General features: G+C 71.2%; 13 protein-coding genes and 2 pseudogenes. 8 read left to right on the top strand and 7 right to left on the bottom strand.

Annotated elements, in window-relative coordinates:
• Positions 1-132: 132 nt before the first annotated feature.
• Positions 133-588 (top strand): TerB family tellurite resistance protein, encoded by a 456-nt coding sequence (locus AB0O76_RS26140; RefSeq protein WP_365495889.1) that lies wholly within the window; start codon positions 133-135, stop codon positions 586-588.
• A 22-nt stretch (positions 589-610) separates the two neighbouring features.
• Here the strand turns inward: AB0O76_RS26140 and AB0O76_RS26135 are convergent, their stop codons facing one another.
• A complete protein-coding gene (locus AB0O76_RS26135; RefSeq protein ID WP_365495887.1) occupies positions 611-1,591 on the bottom strand; it encodes a M56 family metallopeptidase in 981 nt (326 codons plus the stop codon).
• A 420-nt stretch (positions 1,592-2,011) separates the two neighbouring features.
• A pseudogene (locus tag AB0O76_RS26130) lies at positions 2,012-2,395 on the bottom strand (BlaI/MecI/CopY family transcriptional regulator); the annotation flags it as partial.
• 211 nt (positions 2,396-2,606) lie between these two features.
• Here AB0O76_RS26130 and AB0O76_RS26125 point away from each other — a divergent pair.
• Together AB0O76_RS26125 and AB0O76_RS26120 are read left to right on the top strand one after the other, a co-directional pair.
• The gene (locus tag AB0O76_RS26125) at positions 2,607-3,182 is read left to right on the top strand and encodes a TerD family protein (protein ID WP_360771434.1); all 576 of its coding nucleotides are present in this window, start codon (positions 2,607-2,609) and stop codon (positions 3,180-3,182) included.
• Positions 3,183-3,231: 49 nt separating this feature from the next.
• The gene (locus tag AB0O76_RS26120) at positions 3,232-3,639 is read left to right on the top strand and encodes a CoA-binding protein (RefSeq protein ID WP_365495885.1); all 408 of its coding nucleotides are present in this window, start codon (positions 3,232-3,234) and stop codon (positions 3,637-3,639) included.
• Positions 3,640-3,842: 203 nt separating this feature from the next.
• On the opposite strand, the gene AB0O76_RS26115 is transcribed toward AB0O76_RS26120, so the two are convergent.
• Both AB0O76_RS26115 and AB0O76_RS26110 read right to left on the bottom strand, forming a co-directional pair.
• Positions 3,843-4,853, bottom strand: a complete 1,011-nt coding sequence (locus AB0O76_RS26115; protein ID WP_365495883.1) for a ketoacyl-ACP synthase III — start codon at positions 4,851-4,853, stop codon at positions 3,843-3,845.
• A 56-nt stretch (positions 4,854-4,909) separates the two neighbouring features.
• Entirely contained in the window at positions 4,910-5,671 is a 762-nt protein-coding gene (locus AB0O76_RS26110) for a thioesterase II family protein (RefSeq protein WP_365495881.1), read from the bottom strand.
• A 262-nt stretch (positions 5,672-5,933) separates the two neighbouring features.
• Between AB0O76_RS26110 and AB0O76_RS26105 the strand changes: the two are divergent.
• The 5 genes and pseudogenes from AB0O76_RS26105 to AB0O76_RS26085 form a co-directional block, all read left to right on the top strand.
• A pseudogene (locus AB0O76_RS26105) lies at positions 5,934-6,041 on the top strand (IS5/IS1182 family transposase); the annotation flags it as partial.
• A 260-nt stretch (positions 6,042-6,301) separates the two neighbouring features.
• On the top strand, positions 6,302-7,645 hold the full coding sequence (gene ccrA, locus AB0O76_RS26100; protein ID WP_365495879.1) for a crotonyl-CoA carboxylase/reductase: 1,344 nt from the start codon (positions 6,302-6,304) through the stop codon (positions 7,643-7,645).
• A gap of 80 nt (positions 7,646-7,725) precedes the next feature.
• Entirely contained in the window at positions 7,726-9,489 is a 1,764-nt protein-coding gene (locus tag AB0O76_RS26095) for a 3-hydroxyacyl-CoA dehydrogenase NAD-binding domain-containing protein (RefSeq protein ID WP_365495877.1), read from the top strand.
• Between the two features lie 197 nt (positions 9,490-9,686).
• A complete protein-coding gene (locus tag AB0O76_RS26090; RefSeq protein ID WP_365495875.1) occupies positions 9,687-10,223 on the top strand; it encodes a transcriptional regulator in 537 nt (178 codons plus the stop codon).
• Positions 10,216-11,757: a DHA2 family efflux MFS transporter permease subunit gene (locus AB0O76_RS26085; RefSeq protein WP_365495873.1), complete on the top strand. Its 1,542-nt coding sequence runs from the start codon at positions 10,216-10,218 to the stop codon at positions 11,755-11,757. The genes AB0O76_RS26090 and AB0O76_RS26085 overlap by 8 nt, the downstream gene beginning before the upstream one ends.
• 117 nt (positions 11,758-11,874) lie before the next feature.
• Here AB0O76_RS26085 and AB0O76_RS26080 read toward each other — a convergent pair whose 3' ends face one another.
• From AB0O76_RS26080 to AB0O76_RS26070, 3 genes are all read right to left on the bottom strand, one after another.
• The gene (locus AB0O76_RS26080; RefSeq protein ID WP_365495871.1) at positions 11,875-12,348 is read right to left on the bottom strand and encodes a hypothetical protein; all 474 of its coding nucleotides are present in this window, start codon (positions 12,346-12,348) and stop codon (positions 11,875-11,877) included.
• Positions 12,349-12,439: 91 nt separating this feature from the next.
• The gene (locus AB0O76_RS26075; protein WP_365495870.1) at positions 12,440-20,005 is read right to left on the bottom strand and encodes a type I polyketide synthase; all 7,566 of its coding nucleotides are present in this window, start codon (positions 20,003-20,005) and stop codon (positions 12,440-12,442) included.
• On the bottom strand, positions 20,002-26,493 hold the full coding sequence (locus AB0O76_RS26070) for a type I polyketide synthase (RefSeq protein WP_365495868.1): 6,492 nt from the start codon (positions 26,491-26,493) through the stop codon (positions 20,002-20,004). Before AB0O76_RS26070 ends, AB0O76_RS26075 begins: the two co-directional genes overlap by 4 nt.
• Between the last annotated feature and the right edge of the window lie 27 nt (positions 26,494-26,520).

Below are 26,520 nucleotides of genomic sequence, written 5' to 3'. Positions count from 1 at the left end.
GTTCGGCGGAACTTCTCGGCACCTCTGTTAGTTTCTACATTGCTGTAGAAGTAAGTGAGGCGCCGGCCCCGACAACACAACGGGCCGGGACCTCGGCAACGTAAACAACGTAAGACAACGTATGGAGTTCTCATGGCCCTCTGGGACCGCGTCAAGGAATCCGCATCGACGATGCAGACCCAGCTCATGGCGAAGAAGAACGACCTGAAGAGCGGCGCCTTCCGTGACTCCAGCATGGCGATGTGCGCCCTGGTGGCGGCCGCCGACGGTTCCATCGATCCGTCCGAGCGGCAGCGCGTGGCCCAGCTCATCGCCACCAACGAGGTGCTGCAGAACTTCGACGCGGACGATCTGCGGCGCCGCTTCGACGAGAACATCGCCAAGCTGACGGCCGACTTCGCGTTCGGCAAGGTAAGTGTGTTGCAGGAGGTGGCCAAGGCGAAGAAGAAGCCCGCCGAGGCCCGTGCCGTGATCCAGATCGGCATCGTCATCGGCGGCGCCGACGGCGACTTCGACAAGACCGAGCAGGCCGTCGTGCGGGAGGCGTGCTTCGCGCTCGACCTGCCGCCGCACGAGTTCGACCTCTAGCGGGCGCTGCGGGCCCGGCCGGTCACAGCGGGGTGGCCGCCCGGAGGATCAGGACCATCGTGACCGCGGAGTTCGCCGATGACATCGCGGATACGACGGTCCCCGCGGCGGCGCACGACAGCGCGAGCCCCACGCCGGTGAACCCGGTGACCCCCGTGAACATCGCGGGCCGGATCCGCGTGGTGGGCGCGGGCGCGAGGAGTGCGGCGACCCGGCGCGGCACGGGTCCCGGCGCGGCGAGCCCCGCCAGCGTCGGCGCCGGAATCGCGCCCGCCCCGGATCCCGCCCCGGACGCCAGCGCCGCCTTGCCGATGGCGCGCGCGACGACCGTGCGGTCCCGCACGGCGCGGGCCGCGTCCTCGTCGGCCCACCGTTCGGTCGTGAAGGTCAGGGAGGTGCGCAGCGGGCGCAGGAACGGGTTGGCGCGCGCGGCCAGTTGGGCGGCCAGCAGGAAACGGTGGTGCCGGGCGGCGAGATGGGCCCGTTCATGGGCGAACAGGGCGCGCCGCTCGGGCGGTTGGAGCCCGGCGAGAAGCCCCGTGCTGACCACAATGCGGCCCCGCCGACCGCCCCGGAGTCCACCTGGCAGGGCGTAGGCGTACGGGACGTCGTCGGTCAGCACGGCGACCGGCGAGTCCGGCAGCCCTTCCAGGGCGCGCAGGCTCCGCCGCCGGACCCGGAAGTGACTCAGGAGCGCCCGCGAGCAGGCCACGCACACGACGATCAGCGCGGGAATCGCCGCCTTCCCCGCAAACTCGTCGTAGGGCACGGCCGCCCGCACCTCGGGGTCCGACCAGCCGTCCGGCAGCGGGTTGCCCGGCAGTTGGGCGGTCCCCACGACCATCAGGAGGGCCAGGCACAGCGTGCTGCAGACCGCCATCACCCCGGCGACGGCGCCGAGCAGCCGGGTCGCGGTGCGCGGATGCAGATGCTGCTCGGCAAGCCGCGCTATCGGCCACGCACTCAAGGGCAACACCAACGGCAGAAAAACAAATACCCCCATCGCCGGTCAGCCCTCCACTCCACCCGAGCCCGAGCCCGACCCCGCAGCGTCGACCACGCCCGGCCGGGCGGCATGGGCTGCATCCGGGCCCGCAGCCTGGGCCGCATCCGCCCCCGCAGCACGGGCCGCATCCCAGCCCGCACCATCAGCCACATCCGCACCCGCACCCGCACCCGCACCCGCACCCGCGACATGCTCCGCATCCGACCCCGCACCATGGGCCGCATCCGGGCCCGCACCATCAGCCACATCCGCACCCGCGACAAGGTCCGCTGCCGCACCCGCGCCATGGGCCGCGCCCAACCCCGCAGCACGGGCCGCATCCCAGCCCGCACCATCAGCCACACCCGCACCCGCGACATGGCCCGCTTCCGCACCCGCAGCACGAGCCACATCCACCCCCGCAACCCCCACAACCCCCGCCGCCCCCAGCAACCCCCGCAACACCTGCTCATCATCAGCCGACAGCGTGGTGACGAAGCTGGCGAGTACCGCCTCGCGGTCGGGTTCGCCGTCGAGGACCTTGCGCATGCGCAGCGCCGCTAGGCCCGCCTCGTCGGCCGCCGACGTCCACGTGAAGTGGCGGCCCGCGCGTTCGCGGGTCACCGCGTTCTTGGCGAGGAGGCGGGTGAGGATCGTCATCACCGTCGTGTACGCGAGGTCGCCGCCGATCCGTTCCTGGACCCAGGCCGCGCTCACGGGGCCCTGCGCACCGTGCAGCGCGGCAAGCACCTGCGCCTCCAACTCGCCCTGCGCGCGCCGCCGAAGACGCGGTCGCCGCTCCCCGTGCTCATGCTGCGCCATGCTCGTCTCCTCCTCGACGCCGGTTCCCGACGGCTCGGCCGACGGCTCTCTTGACGGCTCCTCACGGAGCGCCACATCGTAACGGGGCACGGAATCGGGACGTGGTATCGGGACGCGGCACCCCGCGAGCTTCTACAGTGCTGTAGATTTTACCCCTCCGGCCCTGACCACGGCCGGTCGGCACTAACACCTCAGGACTCAGGAGGACATCGTGGGAGTTTCCCTGGCCAAGGGCGGCAACGTCTCGCTCAGCAAGGAGGCGCCGGGCCTCACCGCCGTCCTGGTCGGTCTCGGCTGGGACGTCCGCACGACCACCGGCACGGACTACGACCTGGATGCCAGCGCCCTGCTCTGCGACGAGTCGGGCAAGGTCGTCTCCGACCAGCACTTCATCTTCTACAACAACCTCACGAGCCCCGACGGTTCCGTCGAGCACACCGGCGACAACCTCACCGGTGAGGGCGAGGGCGACGACGAGGCCGTGAAGGTGAACCTCGCGCAGGTCCCCGCCACGATCACGAAGATCGTCTTCCCGGTGTCCATCCACGACGCCGAGAACCGCGGCCAGAGCTTCGGCCAGGTCCGCAACGCGTTCATCCGCGTGGTCAACCAGGCGGACAACGTGGAGATAGCCCGCTACGACCTCTCCGAGGACGCGTCCACGGAGACCGCCATGGTCTTCGGCGAGCTCTACCGCCACGGCCCGGAGTGGAAATTCCGCGCGGTCGGCCAGGGTTATGCCAGTGGGCTGCGCGGCATCGCGTCGGACTTCGGCGTCAATGTCTGATGTACGTACGCATCCCGTAATCGCCCGGCCATCGGCTAAGGAGCAGGACGTGTACGGCGATCCGGCAACAGTGCGCAAGATACTGACGGAGCTCGGAGACACCTGGGCGGTCGTGGGCCTGTCCTCGAACCAGGAACGAGCGGCGTACGGAGTCGCGAGCGTGCTGCAGCGCCATGGCAAGCGCATCGTCCCCGTCCACCCGAAGGCCGAGACGGTGCACGGCGAGGAGGGCTACCCGTCCCTTTCCGCCGTGCCCTTCGAGATCGACGTCGTCGATGTGTTCCTCAACAGCGGGCTTGCGGGCAAGGCCGCCGAGGAGGCCGTCGAGATCGGCGCGCGGGCGGTCTGGTTCCAGCTGGGCGTCATCGACGAGTCCGCGTACGAGAGGACCCGGGCGGCGGGCCTGGAGATGGTCATGGACCGCTGCCCGGCGATCGAACTGCCCATGCTGCGCTAGACCACGGGCCTCCCGGCCGCACCGCCGCTTCCGGTGGCGCCCGGGAGGCCCACCCCGGCCGGCCCACCCGCCGCAACTCCTTACCCGGCCGCTCGGCCACGCTCGGCCACGGCGCGCCGACTCACGAGCGGTACGTCACGGACGACGAGGTCCGGCTCCGGCCCCGCCCCGGTCGTCGCCCATCTGCGAGGAGCGTCGCCCGGTCAGCAACCCCAGGTGAGCAGGGCGGTGGTCACCGTCATACCGCCACCGAACCCGGCAAGGACGACCAGCTCGTCGTCGGCCAGACGATGGGCACTGCAGGCGTGGTCCAAGGCCAGCGGAATGGAGGCCGCACCGGTGTTGCCGTGGAACTCCACGGGCAGATGTGCCTGGGCCCTGCTCAGTCCGAGCAGCTTCCAGACGTCCTTGAGCATGGCTCCGTTGGCCTGGTGCGGTACGAAGTGGTCGACCCGCTCCGGCCCTACGCCGAAGTGCTCCAGCAGTCCGGACACCGCTGACGGGAGGTGACTCATCACGTAGTCGCGGACGTTGCGGCCCTGCATCTGGAAATAGTGCTGGCCGAGTTCCACGGTCTTCTCCGATACGGGGAGCCTGCTGCCGCCGGCGGGAACGCCGATCAGTTCGTGCAGGTGGCCGTCGGTTCTTATGCCCGTGCCGAGGACACCGCGCCCGTCGGACACCGAGCCGAGGACGATCGCGCCGGCCCCGTCGCCGAAGAGCGGCGCCGTCCTGCGGTCCTGCCGGTCGATGATGCGCGAGTAGACCTCGGCCCCGATGACCAGGGCGTAGCAGTCCTTCTCGGCACCGGCCAGCAGACGGGTCGCCACCTGAAGCGCGGCGACGAATCCGGCGCAGACCGCGTTCACGTCGAATGCGGCGGCTCGCGAGGCCCCGAGCCGGTCCTGAACGAGGGTTGCGGTGGCCGGTTGCGGGTGGTCAGGGGTGGAGGTGGCGACGATGATCCACCGAACCTGCTCGGGGTGGAGGCCTGCGACGTCGAGCGCCCGCCGGGCGGCCGTGCCGGCCAGGTCCGACGAGGCCTGGTGATCGGCCGCGTAGCGCCGCTCACGGATGCCGGTTTTGCGTTCGATCCAGCTCGGGGTGACGCCGGCGAGTTCGGCGACCGCCGCGTTGGAGACGACGTGCTCGGGCAGACAAGATCCGGTACCGAGCACCCCGACGGGGCTGAGGGCAGGCGAATAGACAGTCACAGTCCACGTCTTTCTGTCGAGGACGACCGGGCGGGCGCGGCCCTGTTCCGGGGCGGTCAGCCGGCGCCGACGCCGAGGAGACGGTCGACGACGACGCGCAGGACATGTGCCTGCTGATCCGTCAGATAGAAATGGCCGCCAGGAAAGACGTGAAGGTCGAACCGGCTGGTCGTGTGCTCGCCCCAGTGGCGCAGTTCATCGACGGGCACGCGCGGGTCGGCGTCGCCGGTCAGCGCCGTGATCGGGCAGTTCAGCTTCGGCCCGGGCCGGTAGTGATATGTCTCTGCCGCGCGGTAGTCACTGCGCAGCACGGGCAGGACGAGGGCGAGGAGTTCGGGGTCGTCGTAGACCTGGGTGCCTGTGCCGTCCAAGGCCTTGAGGTCGGCGACGAGGTCGCTGTCGGGGCTCAGATGCCACCGGTCGTTTCGGTTGCGGTGCGGGGCACGGCGCGCCGAGACGAAGAGGGCGCCCGGTGCACGGCCCGCCGCTTCGAGCCTGCGGGCCACCTCGTACGCCAGTGTGGCCCCCATGCTGTGCCCGAACAGGGCGAAGGGCCGGTCGGTCCAAGGCGTCAGCACCTCGCTGATCCGGTCCGCAAGGTCAGTCAGGTCGGTGACGCACCCCTCTGCACGACGGTCCTGCCGGCCCGGGTACTGCACGGCCAGCGCCTCCACCGGGGGTAACAATTCTCTTGAAAAAGGGTGATAGAAACTCGCGGAGCCACCGGCGTGTGGAAAGCAGATCAGCCGAATCTCTGGATCTGCGGCAGGACTGAACCGCCGTATCCAGAGTTCGCTCTCGTGGGCACCTTTGTGCATTTTTCCCCGTCCAGATCAAGCTGCCCGAATTTACCGGACAGCTCTCCTGCAGCAGACACAGTGAACTGCGCGCCTCGGTCGGCCTCATTGCACGTACCGGGCCCGCGAAAGTCGTACGACTGAAAGTAGCTCGGCGCAACGAGCCCCGGCGGACATCGTGACTGCGTGGCGCCCGTCTCCTCAGGGCCAACTCACCCCTGGATTCCGGTAGGAGAACTTTGTAGGACGCCGGCTGGGTGAGGCAACCCCTATCCCGCCCCCTACCGTCGACCTGTGGGAGCGGACAGAACCGCTGCTGCCGCGCAAGGAACGCCGCTTTCGGCACCCGGGCCGGGGGCCTCTCCCGGACCGACAGGTGCTGTGCGGCATCGCCCGCATGCACAACATCAACCTCACTGGATAGACGACCCGTCCCAACGCGCCCGAACGCACCCTCACCACACCAAAGATCATTTGCGGAACAGCCCTTAGGGGTGGTGACGGCAGGTTAGGGGGAGCAGTGGCGGGAGGTAGGGGTTTCCTCCGTCATTTCTGCTTCATACGCTGCCGCGACAAGCACACATTCATGTTCTTCGGCGAACCGGCCGGAGAGGCTTGTTTCCTACGTCCGCGACACACGAGGGAAGTTACGTGAAGGACATCATCAACGCCATCCTGTCCGGCGGTGCAACTTCCCAGGACTTCAGCGCTCTTCGGCTTCCGGAAAGCTACCGGGCCGTAGTGCTGCACAAGAACGAGGCAGACATGTTCGAAGGCATGGCCACGGTGGACAGGGATCCGCGCAAGTCGATCCATGTGGACGAGGTCCCGCTGCCCGAACTCGGCCCGGGCGAGGCCCTGGTGGCGGTCATGGCCTCCTCCGTCAACTACAACACCGTATGGTCATCGATCTTTGAGCCGCTCCCCACGTTCGGGTTCCTGGAGCGCTACGGCCGCACGAACGAGCTGGCCAAGCGTCACGACCTGCCGTACCACATCATCGGCTCCGATCTCGCGGGCGTCGTGCTGCGCACCGGTCCGGGCGTCAACGCCTGGCACCCCGGTGACGAGGTCGTCGCGCACTGCCTCAGCGTCGAGCTGGAGTCGAGCGACGGCCACAACGACACGATGCTCGACCCGGAGCAGCGCATCTGGGGCTTCGAGACCAACTTCGGCGGCCTCGCCGAGATCGCGCTCGTCAAGTCCAACCAGCTGATGCCCAAGCCGGACCACCTGAGCTGGGAAGAGGCCGCCGCCCCTGGCCTGGTGAACTCCACCGCCTACCGACAGTTGGTGTCGAGGAACGGCGCCGGCATGAAGCAGGGCGACAACGTCCTCATCTGGGGTGCGAGCGGTGGACTCGGCTCGTACGCCACCCAGTTCGCGCTCGCCGGCGGCGCCAACCCCATCTGTGTCGTGTCTTCGCCCCAGAAGGCCGACATCTGCCGGGCCATGGGCGCCGAGGCGATCATCGACCGCAACGCCGAGGGCTACAAGTTCTGGAAGGACGAGCACGAGCAGGACCCGCGCGAGTGGAAGCGGTTCGGCAAGCGCATCCGTGAACTCACCGGCGGCGAGGACGTCGACATCGTCTTCGAGCACCCGGGCCGTGAGACCTTCGGCGCCTCCGTCTACGTCACGCGCAAGGGCGGCACGATCGTCACCTGCGCCTCCACGTCCGGCTACAACCACGAGTACGACAACCGCTACCTGTGGATGTCCCTGAAGAAGATCGTCGGCTCGCACTTCGCCAACTACCGCGAAGCCTGGGAGGCCAACCGCCTCATCACCAAGGGCAAGATCCACCCCACGCTCTCCAAGGTGTACTCCCTCGAAGAGACCGGCCAGGCCGCCCGCGACGTGCACCGCAACGCCCACCAGGGCAAGGTCGGCGTCCTCGCGCTCGCGCCCCAGGAGGGCCTTGGCGTGCGCGACCCGGAGATGCGGGCCAAGCACATCGATGCCATCAACCGCTTCCGGGATGCCGGGAATTGAACCCGGCGCATTCATCGACCAGCTCCCGCGGCCACCCCGGCGGGTGTCCACGAGCACACACTCAGGGTAAGGAAAACGACATGGAGCAGGAGGCGCACCCCCCGGTCGTCGGGGTGGCCGGTCTGGGCAGTGTGGGGGAACCCTTGCTGCGCATGCTGCACAGCAGCGGATACGAGGTCATCGGGATCGATTCCGATTTCGATGTGCTGACCCGAGTCAACGAGAGGCTGGAAGCGGCCAGGTCGGCCGAGCCCGCGGTCCGCCCCGCCGACGATTTCACGCTGAGCAACGATGTCGCTCTGCTGGGCAGAGCGGACGTGGTCGTGGAGGCGGCACCCGAGAACCTCGCCGTCAAGAAGCGGCTGCTGCGGGAGATCGATGCCGTCTGCAAACCGAGCACGGTGATGGTCACCACCACGTCGAGCCTGCCGCTCACCCACCTGGCGGTCGCCTCCAGCCGGTCGGCCCAGACACTTGGACTGCGCCTGCTGGCACCACCCCGGCCGGGTGGCTCCGTAGAAGTGGTCCGGACTGCGATGAGCAGTGCTGCCGCCGTGAGGGCACTCGACGAACTATTGGCGGGCCTGGGCCTTGAGCGGACGGCATTCGGCACGCGTCCAGCGGCCGGTGCCACCGAGCTCGTCCACGCGTTCCTCAATCGCGCCGTGACTCTGCTGGACTTCGGATACGCCGATCCGGACAGCATCGACACCGCCCTGCGGCTGGGCTGCGGCCTGCCCGCCGGCCCATTCGAGATGTTGGACCGCATCGGTTGGGAGACCGTCAGGTCGTCGCTGCAGGAACTGCACGCACAAACGGGCGACGAGGCGTTCCGTCCAGCCGCCCTGCTGGAGAAGTCGGCGGGCACCGCCTCCGGCGGCCGGGCCACCGGCAGGGGTTTCCACTCCTACGACGAGTTCGGTGCGCGCATCGTTCCCACACCGCGCAGCAGTGACGGTGACGGGCTGAACGGCGCCCAGCACATCAGGCGTGTGGGCGTTCTGGGTTCAGGCACCATGGCCTGCGGCATCGCCGAAGTTGCCGTGACGGCCGGCCTCCCCACGGTGCTCGTGGCACGGAGCCGGGCGAAAGCCGACCGCGCGCGGGAAGTCGTGGCGGAGTCACTCGTCAGGGCGGTGCGGAAGGGCAGGACCAGTCCGGCTCAGAAGGACGCAGCGCTCAGCCTGCTGCGGAGCGAGCAGGACCTGGCGGCATTCGGCGACTGCGATCTGGTGGTCGAGGCCGTCGCGGAGGAGGCCGGCCTCAAGCGGTCCGTTTTTGCCGAGCTCGGGCAGGTGTGCCCGCAGCGGGCGCTGCTGGCGACCACCACATCCAGCCTGTCCGTGGCGGATTGCGCCGGTTCCTCCGGCCGCGCCTCCCAGGTCCTGGGGCTCCACTTCTTCAACCCCGCGCCGATGATGAAGCTGGTGGAGCTCGTGCGAACACCGGCAACGAGTGAGCAGACCATGGCGACAGCCCGCGCGTTGTGCGCACGGCTGAACAAAACGGCCATCGTCTGCCACGACCGCACCGGCTTCATCGTCAACTATCTGCTCTTCCCGTATCTCGCCGACGCGATCCGGCTGCTGGACCGCCCGCACGCCGATATTGACGAGATCGACGAGATCGACGCGGCGATGGAGCTGGGACATGGTTTCCCGATGGGCCCGTTCCGGCTGCTCGACGCCATCGGCCTGGACGTCTCACTCGCCATCATGAAGCGCTTGCACAAGGAGTTCGTGACGCCCGACTTCGCTGCGCCGCCGCTGCTGCAGAGTCTGGTGGCAGACGGTTGTCTGGGGCGCAAGTCCGGAAAGGGCTTCCGGCCCGTTGTCCCACGCTGACTTGCAGCGGACGCCATGGCGCGGCGATCCGGTGACGCCTCGGGCGAAGTCTCGGTCCAACGTAAGCGTCGACACGGGTAGCCAAACCTGGTTTCAGTCGTTACAGTAACTACTGAAACTTACAGAACAGAGCACGCTCTACAGAAGTAGCTAGGGCTCAGCAGCAGTCTGTCCTGTGCACAGAAGGTGAGATGGCGATGGCGTCGACGCCCGAGGACAACACCGAGGACGCCCATGCCTCCGACGTCGAGACGTGGGTGGAGCAGGTCGCCACCTACTTCATGCAGCAGTCCGGCTGGCCCCCGATCATGGGCCGGGCCCTGGCCTGGCTCATGATCGGCGATCCGCCGGAGCAGAACGCGGCGCAGATCGCGGCCGGCATCCATGCCAGCCGGGCCTCGCTCACCGGCACGCTGCGCCTGCTCAGTGAGGCCCGGATGGTGCAGGCCGTGACCCGCAGCGGAGACCGTGCCACGTACTACCGCCTCGCCCCGGACGCCTGGGCCACGATGGTCCGACGACGCCTGGAGGGCATCGCGTCGTTCGTCGACATCACCGAGAACGGACTGGCCCTCTTCCCAGAGGGGGCCGAGAACGCCGACCGCCTCCGTGAGGCGAACCAGGTCTTCGCGTGGCTCAACAGCGAGGCAGAACCCATGTTGAAGCGCTGGATCGCGGACCGGGACGCTCCAACCGACAAACACCGCAACGTAAGGGGCGAAGAACGTGGCTAAGGACTCGCGCCGCTGGTGGGCACTGGCGGCTATCGGGATGAGCCTGCTGACCGTCAGCGTCGACGCCACGGTGCTCAACGTGGCACTGCCGACCCTCGGCACCGACCTGCAGGCGTCCACCCGCGACCTGCAGTGGTTCGCCGACGCCTTCACGCTTGCCATGGCCGCTCTGCTCCTGCCCGCTGGACTGCTCGGTGACCGGTTCGGCCGCAAGCGGCTACTGCTCGCTGCGCTGGCCTTATTCGGCGGCGCGTCCGTATGGTGCGCCTACTCCGACTCGTCGGGCATGCTGATCACCGCGCGCGCGGTGCTCGGCATCAGCGCGGCCTTCCTGGTGCCCATGTGCACCTCCGTCCTCCTCGACGTCTTCGAGAGCAAGGAAGAGCGCGCCAAGGCGATCGGCGTCATCGCCGTCTCCCAGTCACTCGGACTCCCGCTCGGCCCGATCATCGGCGGCGCCCTGCTCAATCACTTCTGGTGGGGCTCGGTCTTCCTGATCAACGTCCCCTTGATCGCCCTCGCCTTCATCGCGGTGGCGTTCCTGGTGCCCGACTCCCGTGGTACACAAGGCAGTTCCATCGACTTCTTCGGTGTCCTGCTCTCCACGCTCGGCCTGGTGGGCATCGTCTACGGAGCGATCGAGGCCGGCGAAACCAGCTGGGGCGACGCCGCGGCACTGGTCCCGCTGCTCGGCGGCGCAGCACTTCTCGTACTGTTCGTGCTGTGGGAAATGCGGATCACCCGGACTGGGAACCCGCTGATCGACCTGTCCCTGTTCCGACTGAGCGGCTTCGTGTGGGGCTCGATCCTCGGCACCGTCGTCAGCTTCGCGATGTTCGGCCTGCTGTTCGCATTGCCCCAGTACTTCCAGGCGCTCAACGGCACCGACGCGCTCGGCACCGGGCTGCGGCTGCTGCCGCTCATCGGCGGCGTCCTGGTGAGCGCCGCGGTGGTCAACAAGCTCGCTCCGGAGGCGGCCCCACGCGCGGTGCCGGCACTCGGCTTCCTACTCGTCGCGGGCGGCCTGTTCCTGGGCACCCGTACCGAGCTCTCCTCCGGTTACGGCTACGTGTCGGTCTGGCTGGTCCTGGTCGGCCTCGGTCTCGGCCTCGCCATGACCCGCACCATGGCGGCCTCCGTCAACGCGCTGTCCCAGGAATCGTCGGGCGTCGGTTCCGCACTGGTCTCAGCGCTGCGGCAGGTCGGCGGTACCGTCGGCGTGGCCGTGCTGGGTACGGTCGCCAACTCGACGTACCGCTCGAACCTGAAGCTGCCCGACGTACCGCCGGAGGCGGACGAACTGGCCCGGCGCAGCGTCTCGGGCGGCCTGCGCGTGGGCGAGACGATGCAGAGCCCGCAGATCGTGCACGCAGTGCAGGACTCCTTCATGACCGCGATGCACGCCCTGCTAGGGGTGTGCGGCGCGATTGCGGTGGTGGCCGCCCTGCTCGCCCTGCTCTTCATGCCCAAGCGGTCCCAGGCCAAGGCCGAGACCCCGGAAAGCGATGCCGCCGTCCCGCTCTCCGCCCCCTGAACCGAACCGGATCCGCCACCCCCGCCGGATCCGGTTCGCCCTGGCCCCGGTGGTGCGTCTTTCACCAAAGACGCACCACCGGGGCCTCTCGCGTCCGGGCGCAGGGTGGCACGACGGTCACGGCGAGGGCGATGAAGCCTCCTTGGAGCGGATCCTGGGCCCCGCGCATCCAACACCCGAACGTGACGTGATGCGCAGGATGTACACGCCGGAGAAGGACCGGTCCGAGCCGGGAATCACGGCGGTCCGTCCCGCCCGCGAGGGCGAGACGGACCCGGGGGCTCTTTCCGCAATGGCTGCGCCAGCGCATCGAGTCGGTGGAGCCGGCCCCTCAAGGACCGGCTTGGCGTGAAGGTCCACGGCGGCCTTGTCCTCGATCAGGTGGACCTGCAGGTGCGCGGGCACCTCCTTGTCCATGCGGATCAGGAACTTCTTGAACTCCGCCGCCCGGTGCCGGCGGTGCAGGGCACTGATGACCTCGCCGGTGGCGACGTCGAACGCGGCGGACAGGCCGCTGTGGTCCGCCATCGACTTCCGCGACCAGTGGGTGGCTTTCTTCGGGATCTCCTCCAAACCTCCGGCCCCGCGCACGCCAGCACGGTTCGCGCTGGTGGGAGCGGGGCCGGAGGTCAGTGGCCGGCGGTGCGGGGCGGCCCCCAGGGGGCCCGTGCCGCGGGTCGCCTCACACCGTGATGTCCGTCATGCCCCAGAACACCAGAATCTCGCGGATCTTGCCGTCGCCGCCCATACGGATGACGTCGACGCACGGGATCTCCATGCGGGCGCCCTCACCCGTGTCGAGCTGGTTGAGGCGGCCCACCAGCGGCACCGCGACTCGGGATCCGTCCTGGGCGGCCACGATGGTGCCGACCTCGATCTCGGACTTGGCCCTGATGACCGAGGCGATGTACTCCCTGACCTCCTCGATGCCGACCCGCGGCGCGCTGCCGACCGGGTCCTCCATCCGGATGTCCGGCGCGAACATCTCGACCGCACCCTCCAGATCTCCCGCGTTGAGCCGGCGGAAGTACTCCTCGACGACCGCCTTGCGGTCAGCCTCGTCGAGCAGTTCCTCCCCTTCGAGAGCAGCCCAGTTGCCGGCGTTGCGGCCTTCCAGGGTCTCGCCGAGCAGGGCCACCGGGTTGGCGTTGAGCCAGTAGGTATCCCGCCGGAACGCGTACGTGGGCAGGTCCACGACCCGGCCTTCGGCACCGGCGCCGACCAGCGCCTCGCGCCAGGCGACCGGCACGCCGGTCACGTGCAACCCGGCCAGCAGGCACAGGAGTTGCTCGGCCGCCGCCCGGCCGTCCTGTTCCAGCGCGACGTCCAGCCGGACGAGGGCGGTGGCACCGGCCGGCGTGGGCAGCTGCCGGGACAGCGGCTGCGCCGCCTGCCAGTGCGCCGGGTCGAGCACGGCGTCGACGGTGAGGGTCTCCCCGGTGTCCGCGCGCACCAGCGGCGCCGAACCGGGCCGCGGCGCCACGTTCTTGACCGTACGGCGGAACAGGTCCTCGGCCTCGGCCCGCAGCGAAGCCGGCTCCAGGAGCCGGGCCGCCGCGACGACCAGGCCCGCCGCGTCCGGCAGCAGCAGGGCACCGGCCACGTACGCGGCCGCGACCTCGCCGAGACCATGCCCGGCGACCGCATCGGGCGTCACACCCATGCCCTGCACCAGCCGGGCGAGGGCCACCTCATGCGCGAAGGCCACCGCCGCCGCGAGGGTCGTGTCCGCGGGGCACTCAGCCGCGAGTGCCGCCGGGTGCGCCGGGGTGTGGAGGTGGGCGTCCAGGTGGGCGCACACCTCGTCGAGAGCGTCCGCGAAGAGCGGGAACCGCTCGTACAGCTCGCGTACGCCGGGCTGAATGCCACCCGCGCACACGAACGCGGTGCCGCCCCCGGCCGCCGCTTCGGCCTGCACACCCTGTTCGAGCGGCTCACCGTTCTCCAGCGCGGCCAGTCCGGTGAGCAGTTCGTCCCGGCCGGAGGCGAACAGCGCCGCCCGGTGGGCGAACGCGGTACGCGTGGTGGCCAGCGACCAGGCGAGGTCGCGGAGTTCGGTCGCGGGCCGGCCGGCCACCGATTCCCGCAGCCGCCGCGCCTGCTCCCGCAGGTCCTCGGCGCTCCGTGAGGGCACCAGGAACGGCAGGACGGCGGGGCCTTCGCCACCCTCCTGCGCGGCGGGGCGCTCCGCGGGCGGCTCCTGTTCGAGGATGAGGTGGACCTTGGTGCCGCTGGCTCCGAACGAGGAGACTCCGGCGCGGCGCGGCCGCCCCGTCTCGGGCCACGGCGTGTCCTCGGCGAGCAGCGCGACTCCGCCCTCGGACCAGTCGACCCGCGTGCTGGGCGTGTCGGTGAACAACGTCTTCGGCAGCACCCCGTGCCGCATCGAGAGGACCGTCTTGATCACACCGACCAGGCCGGAAGCCGCCTGCGAGTGGCCGAAGTTGGACTTCACCGTGCCGAGCCACAGCGGCCGGTCCGCGGGCCGGTTCCTGCCGTACGTGGCGAGCAGGGCCTGCGCCTCGATCGGGTCGCCGAGCGGGGTACCGGTACCGTGCCCCTCGACGGCGTCGATCTCGTCGGCCGTGAGCCCGGCACCGGCCAGCGCCTGGCGGATCACCTTCTGCTGGGACGGGCCGTTGGGGGCCATGCCGTTGCTCTCACCGTTGTGGTTCACGGCCGAGCCGCGGATCACAGCCAGCACCTCGTGCCCTTGGCGGCGCGCGTCGGACAGCCGCTCCACCATCAGCACCGCGGCGCCCTCGCCCCAGCCGGTGCCGTCGGCGTCCTCGGAGAACGGCTTGCACCGGCCGTCGGGAGCCATCCCGCCGAGGTCGGGTACGGCCAGCGGGCTGGACAGCACGGTCGCGCCGCCGACCAGCGCGGCCGAGCACTCGCCACGGGCGAGCGCCTGGCAGGCCAGGTGCAGGGCGACGCCGGACGAGGAGCAGCCGGTGTCGACAGTGAACGTCGGCCCCTCAAGACCCATCAGGTACGCGACGCGGCCCGAGGCGAAGGTCGGCACCATGCCGATGCCCAGGTACGGCTTGACGTCCTCGGTGATGCGGTTCGAACCGGCCCAGTACGGCTGGAAGAACGTACCGACGTAGACGCCGGTGTCGGTGCCGCGCAGAGTCTGCGGGTCCACTCCGGCGTGTTCCACGGCCTCCCAGGACAGCTGGAGCAGCAGCCGGTGCTGCGGGTCCATGGCCACTGCCTCGGCATCGGAGATACCGAAGAACTGCGGGTCGAACTCGGTGGCACCGGCCAAGAACCCGCCCCGGGTCAGCCAGCGACCGCCCGGCATGTCGATGCCCATCTCGGTGAGCTTCTCGACGGCGTCCCAGCCGCGGTCCTCCGGCAGCGTGCCGACGACGTCGAGACCGTCGGCAACGACCCGCCACAGGTCCTCCGGCGATTCGACGCCGCCCGGCAGGCGGCAGCTCATGCCGACGATGGCGATCGGGTCGTCCTCGACGAGGGCGAGCGGTGCGACCGTGTCCTCGCCGACCTCACTGACCTCGGTGCCGACCAGGTCGACGAGCAGCCGGCGGGCCAGCGCGATCGGGGTCGGATGGTCGAAGACGAGGGAGGCGGGCAGTTTGAGCCCGGTCGCCTCGCCGAGCCGGTTGCGCAGTTCCACCGAGGTGATGGAGTTGAAGCCGAGCTCCTGGAACTTCCGTTCGTGGTCGACGGCGTCCGCGGAGTCGTACCCGACGACGGCCGCCGCCTGGGCGCGGACCAGGTCGAGCAGGACCCGCTGCTGTTCCACCGTCGACATGCCGGCCAGGCGCCCGGCCAGTTCGGAGACCGAGCCATCCTCGGTGGACCGGCCACCGGCCGCCTCGGCGGCGGACGGGCGGCGCAGCTCGGGCAGTTCGGTCAGCAGCGCGCTCGGCCGGTTCGCGGTGAAGACGGCAGCGAACCGCTGCCAGTCCATGTCGGTGACCGACAGGAAGGTCATGTCCCGCTCCAGTGCCTGCTGCAACGCCGCGACGGCGAGCACCGGCTCCATCGGCAGCAGACCGGTCCGACGCAGGGCGTCCTCCACACCCTTGTCCGAGGCCAGGCCGTCGCCGGCCCACATGCCCCACGCCACCGACAGTGCCTTTCGGCCGCGGGCGCGCCGCCGCTCGGCCAGCGCGTCCAGGTGTGCGTTGGCCGCCGCGTACGGGCCCTGGCCCGCGCCGCCCCAGACGCCGGCGTTGGAGGAGAACAGGACGAACGCGTCCAGATCCTCGTCGGCCAGCAGCTCGTCCAGCGCCTCGGCGCCGCCCGCCTTCGCGGCGAGCGTCTCGGCCAGATCGTCGGCCGATGCGTCGGCGAGCGTCACGAACGGGCCGGGCACACCGGCTGTGTGGACCACCGCGGTCAGCGGTGAACCGTCGGCCCGGAGCCCGTCCAGGAGCCCGGCGAGCGCCTCCCGGTCGGCCACGTCGCAGGCGGCGACGGTCACGCGGACGCCCGACTGCTCCAGCTCGGCGCGCAGTTCGGCCGCGCCCGGCGCGTCAGGCCCCCGGCGGCTGGTCAGCACGAGGTGCTCCGCACCCTGCCCGGCCAGCCACCGCGCCACATGCCCGCCCAGACCGCCGGTACCACCGGTGACGAGCACGGTCCCCCGCACCTGCCACTGGCCGGCCGGCGTCTCCGCCAGCGGCGCACGGACCAGCCGCCGCACGAACACGCCCGACGAGCGCAGCGCCAGCTGGTCCTCCTCGCCACCGGCGGCGAGGATGCCGCACAGGCGGCCGGCCGCCCGGGTGTCCGGGCCGGCCGGCAGGTCGACCAGACCTCCCCAGCGGGTCGGCTGCTCCAGCGCCGCGACCCGGCCGAAGCCCCAGACCTGAGCCTGCGCCGCGTTCTGCGCGCGGTCGGCACCGCTCACGCCGACCGCGCCGCGGGTCGCGCACCACAGCCTGCCCTTGACGTCGGCGTCACCGACCGCCTGCAACAGGGTGAGTACGGCTGCGGCGCCGCGGGTCAGCACCGGGTTGCCGCCGAGCGGCGCTTCGTCCAGGGCGAGCAGGGACAGCACGCCGGCCAAGGCGCCCTCGGAGGCCAGGCGCTGTGCCCAGGCCGCGCGATCGGGGGCCGCGGTGTCCAGGGCCACCGTGCGGACATCGGCGCCGGCGGCGACGAGTGCCTGGGCCGCCGCATCGACCCAGGCATCCCGCGGCCCGTCCGCGGGGTGCACGACCAGCCACGTACCGCCGGCGAGCGCGTCGGCGGAGGGTGTGGAGACGCCCAGCGGGTGCCACGCGACCCGGTACCGCCAGGCGTCGACGGTGTTCTCCTTGCGCCGCTCGCGCCGCCAGGCCGACAGGGCCGGCAGCAGCGCCCCGAGGGAGGCACGGACGTCGGCACCGGCACCGGTCTGCAGGGTGTCGGCGAGCCCGTCGAGGTCCTCGCGCTCGACCGCCTCCCAGAAGGCCGCGGTGGCCTCGTCGTGGGTGTCATCGCCAGGCCGCACGGGCGGTTCGGTCGTCAGCCACAGCCGCTTGCTCTGGAAGGCGTACGTAGGCAGATCGACCGGGCGGCCGCCGGCCAGCAGCCCGGCCCAGTCGACGTCGACGCCCTGGGTGTACACCTCCGCGGCCGAGGTCAGGAACCGGTCCCAGCCGCCTTCGCCGCGCCGCAGCGAACCGACGGCCGTGCCGGGCACGCCGCTGTCCTCGATGGTCTCCAGGAGGCCGTTGACCAGGACGGGATGCGCACTGGACTCCGCAAACACGCTGTAGCCCTGCTCGAGCAGCGACCGTGTGGCCGACTCGAACTCGACCGGCCGGCGCAGATTACGGAACCAGTACTCCGCGTCCAGGCCCGCCGTGTCCTGCCAGTCCCCCGTCACCGTCGAGAAGAACGGCACCGCGGAAGTCCGCGGGCGGATCGCGGCCAGGACCTCCGCCAACTCCTCCCGGATCCGGTCGACATGGGCGCAGTGCGAGGCGTACGACACCGGCACCTGCCGGATGCGCACCTCCAACTCCTCGGCAGCCCCGACCAGTTCGTCCAACGCATCCGCGTCGCCGGACACCACCGTCGATTCGGGACCGTTGACCGCCGCGACCGACAGCCGGTCCCCGTACGGCTCGAGAATCTCCTCGGTGCGCGCCCGCGACGCCGCCACCGAGGCCATCCCGCCCTGCTCCTGCAACGCCACCAGGGCCCGGGCACGCAGCGCCACCACGCGCGCCGCGTCCTCCAGCGAGAGACCGCCGGCTACGCACGCGGCAGCGATCTCGCCCTGGGAGTGCCCGATGACCGCGGCCGGGACCACGCCGACCGAGCGCCACGTCTCGGCCAGCGACACCATCACCGCCCACAGCACAGGCTGCACCACGTCGACCCGTTCCAGGAGCGGTGCGGTCGCCTCGCCGCCGGTCAGGACCTCGATCAACGACCAGTCCACATGCGGGGCCAGTGCCTGCTCGCACTCGGCGATCCGGCGGGCGAACGCGGGCGACGCCGCCAGCAGGCCCTCGGCCATGCCGACCCACTGCGAGCCCTGCCCTGGGAACACCAGCACAGCGCGCACTCCGCCGCGGGCCACGCCGCGCACCACACCGGTGGTGGTCTCCCCGGCGGCCAGCGCGGCGAGCCTGCCCTGCAGTGTCTGCGCCGTGCCGTCCTCGGCGACGACCACCGCGCGGTGCTCCAGCGCGGACCGGGTCGTCACCAGCGAGTGGCCCACGTCGACGGGGTCCGCCTCCGGCCGGTCGACCACGTACGCGGCAAGACGCGCCGCCTGCCCGCGCAGCGCCTCGGCGCTGCGCCCCGACAACACCCACGGCACCGCTCCGCCCTCGGGCGCCTCGGCGGTGCGCTCGGGCTCGGGCTTGGACTCGGGGGCCTGCTCCAGGATGGCGTGGGCGTTGGTGCCGCTGATCCCGAAGGACGAGACACCGATCCGGCGCGGGCGTCCCTCCTCGGGCCAGTCGCGCTGCTGCGTGAGCAGCCCGACGGCGCCCGCGGACCAGTCGATGTGCGGAGACCGCTCCTCCGCGTGCAGCGTCTTCGGCAGGATGCCGTGCCGCATCGCCATCACCGCCTTGATGACACTGGCGACGCCGGCCGCGGCCTGCGGGTGGGCGATGTTCGACTTGATGGAGCCGAGCCACAGCGGCTTGTCCGCGTCCCGCCCCTTGCCGTACGTGGCCTGCAGGGCCTGCGCCTCGATCGGGTCGCCCAGCGGGGTGCCGGTGCCGTGCGCCTCGACCGCGTCCACGTCCTGCGGCTTGAGCCGGGCGTTGGCGAGCGCGGCGCGGATGACGCGCTGCTGGGAGGGGCCGTTGGGGGCGGTGAGGCCGTTGCTGGCGCCATCCTGGTTGATCGCGGAGCCACGCAGCACGGCGAGCACCTGCCGGCCGTTGCGGCGCGCGTCGGACAGCCGTTCCAGAAGGACCAGGCCGACGCCCTCGCCCCAGCCCGTACCGTCGGCGGACGCGGAGAACGCCTTGCAGCGGCCGTCCGGGGACAAGCCGCGCTGGCGACTGAACCCGACGAAGGTGCCGGGGTTGGGCAGTACGGCGACACCGCCGGCAAAGGCGAGGTTGCACTCGCCCTGCCGCAGCGACTGGGCGGCCATGTGCAGCGCGACCAGGGACGACGAGCACGCCGTGTCCACCGTCACTGCGGGCCCCTCGAAGCCGTAGGTGAAGGCGATGCGGCCGCTGAAGACGCTGGAGGCGCTGCCGGTCATGGCGTGGCTCTCGACGCCGCCCGGCACCTCGGGTGCGCCCATGGCGTAGTGCCGGGAGATGTAGTCGGTGCCGACGCCGCCGGTGAAGACGCCGACGGGCTTACCGCGCAGCGAATCGGGGGCGATGCGGGCCCGCTCCAGGAGCTCCCAGGAGGTTTCCATCAGGACGCGCTGCTGCGGGTCCATGGCCAGTGCCTCGTGCGGGGAGATGCCGAAGACCTCGGCGTCGAAGTCTCCCGCGTCGTAAAGGAAGGCCCCCTCGCGGACGTACGTCTTGCCCTGCGCGTCGGGGTCCGGGTCGTAGAGGGCCTCAAGGTCCCAGCCGCGGTCGTCGGGGAGCCGGCCGACGGCGTCTCGGCCGTCGAGCACCAACTGCCACAGGTCCTCGGGGGTTCTGACCCCGCCCGGGTAGCGGCAGGCCATGCTGACGATGGCGATGGGCTCCCGGGATGCCTCGGACATTTCCCGGTTCTGCTTGCGCAGGCGCTCGTTCTCCGTGAGTGACGCGCGCAGCGCCTCGACCACCTTGTCCGCGGATGCGCTGCTCATTCTGCGTACGTCCCTTCGGTGTCATTCGGTGTGTCGCTGTCGGTGGCGTCGCCGAGGGCTGCGCGGACGAGGTCGTCCACGTTCATCTCGGCGATGGACGCTCCCTCCGGCTCGTCCGTGTGCTCCGTCGTGCCGTCGCCGGAGCCGTCATCGGTGGCGAGGCGGAGCAGAGCGTCGAGGACGCCGGCCTCGCGGATGCGGGCCAGCGGCACGGAGGTGATGGACCGCCAGATCTCGGCGTCGGTCAGGGAGCCCGCGGCGGCCACGGCCTCGGTGACGCCGTCCGGTGCCACCTCGGCGAGGATGTGCTGCGCCAGGGCCCCGGGGGTCGGGTAGTCGAAGACCAGGGAGGCAGGCAGCCGCAGGCCGGTCGCGCCGTTGAGCCGGTTGCGCAGCTCGACGGCGGTGAGGGAGTCGATGCCCATCTCCTGGAAGGACCGGGTCGGATCGACGCCCGCGGACGAGGAGTGGCCGAGGACCGCCGCCAGGTCACCGCGGACCAGCTCCACCACCAGCCGTTCGTGCTCGGTCGCGGGCACCCCGCTCAGCCGCTGGGCCAGGGTCGGTCCCTCGCTCTGCCCAGGACCGGCCGCGGCCCTGCGGGCGGGCGCCCGCACCAGGCGGCTCAGCAGCGGTGGCAGGGTGCCGTCGGCCGCCTGCTTGCGCAGCACCGACCGTTCAAGACGGGCCGGTACGAGCAGCGGCTGATCCTCCAGGATCGCCGCGTCGAGGAGTTCGAGACCCTGCTCGTTGGTGAGCGGTACCAGGCCGCCACGGGAGATACGGGCCCGGTCCTCACCGCCGAGCTGCCCGGTCATGCCGCTCGCCTCGGCCCAGAGGCCCCAGGCCAGCGAGACCGCCGGCAGACCCTCGGCCCGGCAGCGGTGCGCGAAGGCGTCCAGGAAGGCGTTGGCGGCGGCGTAGTTGCCCTGCCCGGGGCTCCCGAGGACACCGGACGCGGAGGAGAACAGGACGAAGCCCGCCAGGTCGAGGTCGCGGGTCGCCGCCCGCAGGTTGACCGCGGCGTCGACCTTGGCGCGGAACACGGTGTCGATGCGCTCCGGGGTGAGCGACGCCAGCACGCCGTCGTCGACCACGCCCGCGGTGTGCACCACGCCGGTCAGCGGGTGCGCCTCGGGCAGGCCGGCCACCAGGGACCGCACCGCCTCGGCGTCGGCGAGGTCGCAGGCGGTGACCGTGACGTCGGCGCCCGCGGCGGTGAGTTCCTCGCGCAGTGCGGCGGCGCCCGGTGCGTCGGCGCCACGCCGACTGACCAGCACCAGGTGGCGCACCCCGCGCGCGGTCACCAGGTGACGGGCGGTCAGCGCGCCGAGGGTGCCGGTGCCGCCGGTGACGAGGACGGTGCCCTCCGGGTCCCAGACCGGGGGCATGGTGAGCACGATCTTGCCGGTGTGCCGGGCCTGGCTGATGTGCCGAAAGGCGTCCGGCCCGTGGCGTACGTCCCAGGTGCTGATCGGGAGATGGTGCAGTACTCCGTCCCGGAACAGCCCGATGACGGTGCCCAGGATCTCCTGGAACCGGTCGAGCCCGGCGTCGATCAGATCGAAGAACCGGTACCCGACGCCCCGGTGCTGCTCGGCGACGCGGTCGGCGTCCCGCAGGTCGGCCTTGCCCATCTCGATGAACCGGCCGCCGCGCGGCAGCAGCCGCAGTGAGGCGTCGACGAACTCGCCGGCCAGGCTGTTGAGGACGACGTCCACACCGCGGCCGCCGGTCGCCTCCCCGAACGCCTGCTCGAAGTCCGTGGTACGCGAGGAGGCGATGTGGTCATCTTCCAGGCCGCCGGCGCGCAGGGTGTCCCACTTGCCGGGGCTTGCGGTGCCGAACACCTCGGCGCCCAGGTGCCGGGCCAACTGCACGGCGGCCATGCCGACACCGCCTGCGGCCGAGTGCACCAGCACCGTCTCGCCCGCCTTCAGGCCGGCCAGGTCCATCAGGCCGTAGTACGCGGTGGCGAAGGCCACCGGCACCGAAGCGGCCTGCTCGAAGCTCCACTCGTCGGGGAAGCGCACGACGGAGCGGCTGTCCGCCACCACCGTCGGACCGAACGCCTCCGAGAGGATGCCCGTCACCCGGTCCCCGGCCCGCAGACCGGTCACCTCGGCGCCGACCTCGGTGACCACACCGGCGCCCTCACCGCCCATGGACGCCCGGCCCGGGTACATGCCCAACGCGATCAGTACGTCACGGAAGTTGACGCCCGCCGCCCGCACCGAGATGCGTACCTCCAGCGGACCGAGCGCGTCCTCGGCCCGGGTGGCCGGGAGCAGGGCGAGGTTGTCCAGCGTGCCGGGAGTGGTGACGTCCATCCGCCACGCGGCACCGGCGGGCGGCACCAGCGCGCCGCGGGCGTCGGAGCGCACCAGGCGCGGAGCCAGCGGTTGGTCGGCGCGGACGGCGAGCTGCATCTCGCCGGTGGCCAGGGCAGTGGGCAGGACCGCGGCGAGGTCGGCGCCGGGTTCCAGGTCGAGCAGCAGGAAACGGCCCGGATTCTCGGACTGGGCGACCCGGCCCAGGCCCCACACAGCGGCCTGGGCCGGATCGCCCACGTCGGCACCGGCGTTTCCGACCGCGGCGCGCGTGACGACGGCCAGCCGGCTGTCGGCGAACCGTTCCCCCTCCAGCCAGGTCCGCAACGCCGTCAGCACCTCACCGGTCCGCGCCCGCGCGGCGCCCGGCAGGTCGTCCCCGGCGCCGTCCGCAGCGCACTCGAGGACCACGAACTCCGGTACAGGCGCGCCCTCCAGCTCGGCGAGGCCCTGCGCACCGAGGACGGTCCACCGGTCGGCGGACACCGGTGTGCTCTGCGCCACCACCGGCACCCAATCGAGCCGGAGCGGCTTCTCCTTCTCCTCCGCGCTGACCCGCTCCAGCTGCTCCGGGGTCATCTCCGGGATCAGCAGCCGCTCCACCCGGGCCACCGGCGCGCCCGTCGAGTCGGCCAGGTCGAAGGTGACCGCGTCCGGACCTGACGATGTCACCCGCACCCGCACGGAGGCGGCGCCGGCCGCGTACACGGAGACACCGCTCCACGCGAACGGCAGCCGCATCGAGCCGCCGCTGTCGAAGAACGAGCCGACCCCGGCGGACTGCAGGCAGGCGTCGAGCAGCGCGGGGTGCAGCGTGAACTCGGCGGCCGCGGCCCGCTCCTCGTCCGGCAGTGCCACCTCGGCGAAGATCTCCTCGCCCCGCGTCCAGGCGGCCTTGAGGCCCCGGAACGAAGGGCCGTAGTTGTAGCCGAGGCGCTGGTACGCGGCGTAGAACCCGTCGACGTCCAGGTCGAGTTGTTGCGCGCCCGGCGGTGGCCAGGCCGTCAGGTCGGCCTCGGGTTGCGCCGCGTCGGCGCTCAGCGCGCCGCTCACGGCCCGGACCCACTCCTCGTGGGGCCCTGACTGCGAGTGCACCGTCAGCGGCCGCCAGCCGGCCTCGTCCTCGGCGCCCACCCGGATCTGCAGGGTCACGCTTCCCTCGCGGGGGATCATCACCGGTATTTCCAGGGTCAGTTCCTCGACCCGGTCGCAGCCGATCTCGTGCCCGGCGCGTAGCGCCATCTCGACCAGGCCGGCGCCGGGCAGCAGCACCGTCCCGCCGATCTCGTGCCCGGCCAGCCACGGGTGGGTGCGCAGGCTCAGCCGTGTGGTGAGCACCACGCCCTGCCCGTCAGCGAGCGGCACGGCGGCGCCGAGCAGCGGGTGCTCGGGGTCCCCGAGGCCGAGGGCCGCCGCATCGGCGGCCGTGGCGCCGTCCCCGTCCAGCCAGTACCGCTGCCGCTGGAAGGCGTATGTCGGCAGGTCCACCTGCCGGGCACCCGGCAGGAGGGCCGCCCAGTCGAGCGGGGAGCCGTGCGCGTAGGCACGCAGTACGCCACTGGCCAGTGCGTCGACCTCGTCGCGGTCCTTGCGGACCAGCGCGACAGCGATGCTCTCACCGGGCACCTCGTCGAGGGTGTCCTGCGCCATGGCGGTCAGCACCCCGGCAGGGCCCAGCTCCAGGTAGGCGGTGACGCCCTGCGCTGCCAGTGTCCGCACCCCGTCGGCGAACCGGACGGCCTCACGCACATGCCGCACCCAGTACTCGGGGGTACTCAACTCCCCCGTCTCGTCCAGCAGTCCGGTCGTGTCACACACCATCGGAATACGCGGCAACGCATACGTGACCGATTCAGCCACCTCACGGAACTCCGCCAGCATCGGCTCCATCAACGGCGAATGGAAAGCATGACTGACCACAAGCCTCTTCGAACGCCGACCCTCGAACCGGGCCAACACCCCATCCACCGCAGCCTGTTCACCCGACAGAACCACCGAGCCAGGGCCATTCACCGCAGCGACAGAAACCCGGTCCTCAAACCCCTCCAGGGCCTCGCGAACCTCAGCCTCCACCGCTTCGACCGCCACCATCACGCCACCCGCGGGCAACGCCTGCATCAACCGGCCACGCGCAGACACCAACCGGGCGGCATCCGCCAACGAAAACACCCCGGCCACATGCGCCGCAGCAATCTCCCCCACCGAATGCCCCAGCAAAAAGTCCGCCCGGACACCCCAGCTCTCCACCAGCCGGAACAACGCCACCTCAAACGCAAACAACGCACCCTGCGTAAAGCGCGTCTGCGCCAACAACTCCTCATCCTCAAAGACAGCCGGGTCCAGCTCCAGCTCCCCGCACACCTCGCTCAACGCCTGCGCGAACACGGGGAACGCGGCAGCCAACCCACGCCCCATCCCCACACGCTGCGCACCCTGCCCCGAAAACAAAAACGCCGTCCGGGCACTACCACGAGCCACACCGCGCTGGACCTCGGCCGCCGTGGCGCCGTCCGTCTCCCCCGCCAGGGCCCGCAGGCCCGCAAGGAGTTCGTCCCGGTCCCGCCCGGCGAGGACGGCTCGGTACGGCAGTGCGGAGCGCGTGGTGCCGAGCGAGAACCCCACGTCGAGCGGGTCGAGTTCGGGCCGGGCGTCCAGGTGGTCGGCAAGGCGGGCCGCCTGTGCTGCCATACCGGCGGCGCTGCGTGACGACAGCGTCCACGGGACCAGTCCCCCGGCCACGGGCGCGGGGGCGGTGGCCTCCTCGGCCTGCTCCGGGGCCGGTGCCTCCTCGATGATCACGTGGGCGTTGGTGCCGCTCACGCCGAAAGCGGAGATGCCGGCCCGCCGGGGGCGCTCGGTCTCCGGCCAGGGACGGGCCTCGGTCAGAAGCTGGACGGAACCCACGGACCAGTCGACGTTGGTCGACGGCTGGTCCACATGCAGCGTCGGGGGCAGCAGGTTGTGCTGGAGCGCGAGCACGACCTTGATGACGCCGGCGATGCCCGCCGTGGACTGGGTGTGCGCGATGTTCGACTTGACCGAGCCGAGCCACAGCGGGCGGCCGGCCTCGCGTCCCTGTCCGTACGTGGCGAGCAGCGCCTGCGCCTCGATCGGATCGCCGAGCGAAGTACCGGTGCCGTGCGCCTCCACCGCGTCCACGTCCTGCGCGGACACCCGCGCATCGGCGAGAGCCGCGCGGATCACCCGCTGCTGGGACGGACCGTTGGGAGCGGTCAGGCCGCTGCTGGCGCCGTCCTGGTTGACCGCGGAGCCACGCAGCACCGCGAGTACGCGGTGTCCGTTGCGGCGTGCGTCGGACAGCTTCTCCAGGACGAGCACACCGGCGCCCTCGCCCCAGCCGGTGCCGTCCGCACTGTCGGAGAACGGCTTGCAGCGCCCGTCGGGGGCCAGGCCCCGCTGCCGGCTGAAGCCGATGAACGGGTACGGACTGACCAGCACCGACACACCGCCGGCCAGGGCCAGTGAGCACTCGCCGTTGCGCAGCGACTGGGCCGCCAGGTGCAGGGCGACGAGCGACGAGGAGCACGCTGTGTCGACCGTCAAAGCCGGGCCCTCAAGGCCGAGGGTGTAGGCGATGCGCCCGGACAGCACGCTCGAGGACCCGCCGGTGATGGCGTACCCCTCGGCGCTGTCCGGGACCTGGCGGCCGGAGATGTAACCGGAGGTGGCGGCGCCCGCGAAGACCCCGACGTCACTTCCGTGCAGCGAGGTCGGGTCGATGCCGGCCCGCTCGATCGCCTCCCAGGACGTCTCGAGCAGCAGCCGCTGCTGGGGGTCCATGGTCAGCGCCTCGCGGGGCGATATCCCGAACAGGTCGGCGTCGAAGTCGGCGGCGTCGCGGACGAACGCCCCCTCCTTCGCGTACGACTTGCCGGTGGCGTCCGGGTCCGGGTCGTACATGTCCGGGTCCCAGCCGCGGTCGTCGGGGAACTCCCCGACAGCGTCCTGTCCTTGGGACAGCAGCCGCCAGAAGTCCTCCGGCGAGGCGACACCACCGGGCAGCCGGCAGCCGAGGCCGACGACGGCGACGGGCTCCCGGGACCGGGACTCTGCCGCCTTCAGGCGCTGCTTGGTGTCCGACAGGTCCGCGGTGACGCGCTTGAGGTACTCACGAAGCCGTTCCTCGACACCAGCCATATGACTTTCTCTCCAACCCGTGAGTGG

Origin of the sequence: Streptomyces sp. NPDC086554 (genome assembly GCF_040686095.1) — a bacterium.
Lineage (GTDB): Bacteria > Actinomycetota > Actinomycetes > Streptomycetales > Streptomycetaceae > Streptomyces.
This window is presented reverse-complemented; position numbering and strand designations above follow the sequence as displayed.